Origin of the sequence: Holospora undulata HU1 (assembly GCF_000388175.3) — a bacterium.
Taxonomy (GTDB): Bacteria; Pseudomonadota; Alphaproteobacteria; order Holosporales; family Holosporaceae; genus Holospora; species Holospora undulata_A.
In genome coordinates this window covers 1-3,483 of the sequence record NZ_ARPM03000028.1, presented here as the reverse complement: position 1 = coordinate 3,483, position 3,483 = coordinate 1, and the positions used below count along the sequence as shown (strand labels likewise).

General features: G+C 35.1%; 4 protein-coding genes. 2 read left to right on the top strand and 2 right to left on the bottom strand.

From position 1 onward, the window contains the following. Nucleotides 1-330: 330 nt before the first annotated feature. Both K737_RS10180 and K737_RS11305 read right to left on the bottom strand, forming a co-directional pair. Nucleotides 331-480 carry a hypothetical protein gene (locus tag K737_RS10180; protein ID WP_023491158.1) on the bottom strand — a complete coding sequence of 50 codons (150 nt, stop codon included), beginning with the start codon at nt 478-480 and terminating at the stop codon, nt 331-333. Between the two features lie 28 nt (nt 481-508). Then, nucleotides 509-634 carry a hypothetical protein gene (locus K737_RS11305; protein WP_023491156.1) on the bottom strand — a complete coding sequence of 42 codons (126 nt, stop codon included), beginning with the start codon at nt 632-634 and terminating at the stop codon, nt 509-511. A 227-nt stretch (nt 635-861) separates the two neighbouring features. Between K737_RS11305 and argS the strand changes: the two genes are divergently transcribed. Further along, nucleotides 862-2,580 carry an arginine--tRNA ligase gene (gene argS / locus K737_RS00340; RefSeq protein WP_006298424.1) on the top strand — a complete coding sequence of 573 codons (1,719 nt, stop codon included), beginning with the start codon at nt 862-864 and terminating at the stop codon, nt 2,578-2,580. Between the two features lie 142 nt (nt 2,581-2,722). After that, nucleotides 2,723-3,483: hypothetical protein (locus tag K737_RS00335; RefSeq protein WP_035574615.1), on the top strand; the 761-nt coding region annotated here is incomplete at its 3' end.

Genomic DNA, 3,483 nt, shown 5'->3' with positions numbered 1-3,483 from the left:
CAACCTTACTCACTAAATCTTTATATATTCCTTCAAAATACTCCCATTTGATTACTTTTAACCGCTTTGAAATGCCACTATATGTCGCTTCAATGCCACTTTGCATTGATCCAAACCCTTGGTTGATTAGCTTTTCTAACATTCTTAAACTAGTTTTCTTGCCAAGGAGTATTAATCTCAGTAAACCTTTGAATAGTAATTCTCCGGTGATTTTATTATTATATCTATTGACATCGTAAAGTTTTCCTAGTCTCTTTAACCATATATCAATACATCATTATAAAATTAAAATTTTATACTCATAATATCTATCTCTACCACTTTTAACACTTATGCCATACCCCCATCGAAGAACATGTGCGAAATAATCAATTTTTCGTCTCTGCCAAAGAGTTTTGCAAGAGTATGCTGTATTTTTTTGACCAAACCTGGGACAACATCGCCATGGATCTTGTCGAGCGCGTCAATGAAAACTTTCAACGCATTAGTCCAACACTTTCAGCTTGATTTAGTATACTTTCGCTATTACAGCCTGCAATTTTTCCCCCAACAAAGCATCTTTTCCAATCCGTTTTAAACTTTGGGGTAGAAATTCAACAGCATAATCTTCTATTAATTTCGACACATAAGCCATTCTTTGTCCTTATAATTTTATTATAATATTATACGCTCTTCCTCAAACGTCTGTATCTCTGTGCATTTAGTGATGGGATTTGGTATAAACTCCTTAGGTTGCTTTATTGCTAGCTCGTTTTTATCGTGCCTTTTCGTTTAAAATGTATGGCACTCTTACAGAATAAGCCATAGTGTTTAAAACTAAAAGCTGCTACACTTAAAAGATATAAAATTTTATTTTTGTGTATGGAAAAATTTCTTTTCGCACTTAAAACTTGGGTAGAAAATCAATTAATCCAGGAAGGCTACGATGGAATAGAACTAGATTTTATTCTTTTAACGCAAAGAAGCCACGGAGATTTTACCACTCATGGAGCTTTTTCTGCGGCTAAAAAATTTAAAAAGTCTCCTGTAAATATTGCTCAGCGAATTTGTGGCCATGTTCAATCTTTCAAAGGAGTAAAAAAAGCAGAAGTTGCTGGATCAGGATTTGTAAATATCACAGTAGAGCCTTGCTTATGGGGACTATGGACGAAAGAAATTTTAGAAAATTTTCAGACATACGGCCAAAATCCTGAAAAAAGAATTTCTGTCAATATTGAATATGTTTCTGCAAATCCCACTGGTCCTTTGCATGTAGGTCATGGAAGATGCGCCGTAGTAGGGGATGTTTTAGCAAACATCATGGAAAGCGCGGGGTATACAGTAACCCGGGAATATTACGTAAATGATGCAGGAAACCAGATTTCACTGTTAGCAAAATCTGTTTATAGTGCATACAAAACGCTATTAGGGTACGCTCAAGAAGACTTGCAATCTTATCCTGGAGAATATATCCAATACATTGCACAAACCCTTGTAGAACAAGAAAAAGATGCATGGGTTCATGTTCCTGAATCAGTTTGGGAGCCATATATTGGTATTTTTTCGGTACAACACGTTATGCATCTGATTCAAGAAGATCTAAAAGCATTAAATATTTGTCATGATGTTTTTACTTGCGAGCGCTTTTTGTATCAGTATGGAGCAATAAATTCTGTTTTTTCTAAGCTAAAAGAAAAGGGGTGGGTTTATGAAGGCATCATGGATGCTCCAAAATCCAATAATTCGCTAACCTCCATCCAGTGTCAGCCTTTACCTTTATTACGTACGACCTTGTGGGGAGACGCCCAAGATAGAGCGCTTTGCAAACCTGATGGTACTTGGACCTATTTTGCAGCCGATCTTGCCTATCATATGGATAAAGTGCGCCGAAAATTTGACATCTGTATTGACATTTTAGGAGCAGATCATATAGGTCATGTTACGCGTCTTAAAGGTGCAATTGAAGCTTTAGCGGAAAACTCTGTTCATTTAGAGATGATTTGTTGTCAAATGGTAAGATTTTTTTCTGAAAAACGCCCCATAAAAATGTCAAAACGTACCGGAACTTTTGTTTCTATTCAAGATATTTTGCAGTACGTCGACGCAGATACGTTTAGATTTTTTATGGTTAGTAAAAAAGCAGATACGCATTTTGATTTAGATATTCAAGAAATGAAAGCGTGCACAAAAGACAATGGAATATTTTATATTCAATATGCGCACGCAAGATGTTGTTCGGTATTGCGTCATGGGGTACACCTTTGGCCCTTTCTTGCAGAAAAAGAATGGTGGAGAGATATAAAAATCAGTTCCTGGGGAAAAGAATATAAAGAAGGAATAGGACTTGCGTTAAATTTTCCCCGTCTTGTTGACAATGCTGCTCAATCTAGAGAACCTCACATCCTTTGCTCAGGTCTTTATAAACTAGCGCAATGTTTCCATGGTGTATGGCAACAGGGAAATCATCAAGCAGAACTTCGGTTTTTAGACAGGCAAGAGAAAGAGCGTTCTTTAGAAAATTTAGTATGGGTTCAAGCTATAGCCATCGTTTTGAAACAAGGATTAGCACTTTTGGGAATTAAAGCAAAAGAAGAGTTATAGTTATTCATATTTTTGAAAAAATTCTCAATAAAAATTTCCTCAAACGCAGTCCGCAGAAATTAGATCATAAAAATTAAATAAAGTCTTGAAATTTTGTTAATTTTGTATTAAAATAAACAAGTAGAAAAAGCTAATTTTATTTATGAATCAAAAATTTTTACTTGTTTTAATACTAAGTAGTTTTGGAGGCAGCTTTGTTGAAAATGTCGCTCAAGCTTCCCCTGGTAATAAGAACCAGCAATCTAATTCTGGTTTTTCTAATCAGTCTCAAGAAGTTCAGCTTCAAAGAGCTGATCTTAATTCTTGGTGCACAAAGGCAGATGCGCTTGATCGTTCCTTAGCAAAAATGCTTAATGCTAAAGATAATATTACAGAAAGTCGCATTCCTTTTGAGGCAGAGCCGCTGAATCAAGACGACGCTTCAAGAATGCTTTTAGATAGTTCCAATTCTCAAAGATTACTTTCCGATGTTTTAAACAGAAATACTCCTGAGGCAACAGCGTTAAAAGCAGCTCTAGGAAAAGTTAGTCCGAGAAAATTTTTTGATGTTTTGTTTAGTTTAAATAAAAATGACGCAAAGTATGTTTTAACAGTTTTAAATCACAGCAATTCCAGTGCATTCATTGACTTGTTTTATCGTTTGTCAGAAAGTCTTAACTTAGACACCACCTCTGCAAACTATTTGGGAAAAGCTTTCAGTGTATTAGATCTTGCTCTTGATTCTAAAATAAACATTGATATAGAAAAAACAGATGACACGGTCGAAAAAATTAATATAGAAGAAAAAAAACTTAAAATAATTGGCAGTTTATCACATCTACTTAGAGAAAATGTCAGTATCTTGCATACAGTAGCAGCCATATGGCGTGTCACCTCTTGTAGCAAGGATACTTTTTTTAAAAA